General features: G+C 34.3%; 1 protein-coding gene. It reads right to left on the minus strand.

The genetic code is table 11. The annotated features are described in order from the left end of the window. Positions 1 to 41: 41 nt before the first annotated feature. A complete protein-coding gene (locus tag NEH75_RS13105; RefSeq protein ID WP_055305169.1) occupies positions 42 to 1016 on the minus strand; it encodes an IS30 family transposase in 975 nt (324 codons plus the stop codon). Positions 1017 to 1127 lie beyond the last annotated feature (111 nt).

Consider the following 1127-nt stretch of genomic DNA (forward strand, 5'->3'; position numbering starts at 1 on the left):
CCTGAGTTGTCAATTTAAATCAGACCATTATTTATCACAAACTAAGCAATTGGAAGGAGTGAGTCTAATCCAGTTGCTTTTTTCATGATTTCTTCTGGTGTGTAATAGTTTAAAGATCTTCGGGGTACACGATTATATTTCATCGCAATTTCATTTAATTTCTTTTGTGAATGGACGGATAAATCCGTGGATTTCGGTAGGTCTTGTCTAACGATACTATTTGAATTCTCATTCAATCCTCGTTGTCCTGGTGCTCCTGGATCACTAAAGTAAATCTCAAGAGGTATCTTGCTTTCTTGTTCAATTTCTTTCCATCTAGAAAACTCTTTTCCTCGATCAAAGGTGATTGTTTTGATGCCGATTTCAACTTGTTCATTTAGCCAATTTAATGTCGCATCTTTGACATCTTGACTCTTACGACTTGCTTTTAATAGGACGATATATTTACTTTTCTTTTCAACTAAAGTGACAATGGCTGATTGACGATTCTTACCGACAATGGTATCCCCTTCAAAGTGCCCATATTCTTGATTCATCGAAGCTTTAGGATACTGCTTATCTCGCTCATGAATGGTTTTACAATCATTGATTCTTCCACGTGTTTCTTTATGATTTTTAGGGTTATTCTTTCCTTTTCGACGGAGCTTTTTAGCGTCAATGACTCCATTTTTAACAAGCTTATATAATGTTTTAGTTGAGACTCTTTCTGAATGGCCCATCAGCTTATCACGCCCCGCAATAGCATCTAATGACCATCCTTGATCTAATAACTCATGAATCTCTTGTACTTTCTGCTGAGATAAAGTGATTTCTTTTCTTCCGCAACGCTTTTTATTTTCCTTGTAAGTAGAATAGATTTCTTCAACAGTGAATCCCTTTTTCAATAAGCGATAATAGTTATAAACTTTATCCTTTCCAATCTTCATACGTCGTGCACATTCACGAGCATTAATACCTAAATAATAATTTGCCTCTATATTTGTCAGCTGATTTATGTTAATATGATGATAAGACATAGATGAAAACTCCTTAATTTGTTTGGCGATGAATTAAGTGTACCATCTATGCCTTTTTTATTACCATTAAATATGATTATCAGTTGTCTGACTTAATTATATAATTCAGGA

Source organism: Turicibacter sp. T129 (genome assembly GCF_025594975.1).
In the GTDB taxonomy this organism is placed as follows: Bacteria; Bacillota_I; Bacilli_A; order MOL361; family Turicibacteraceae; genus Turicibacter; species Turicibacter bilis.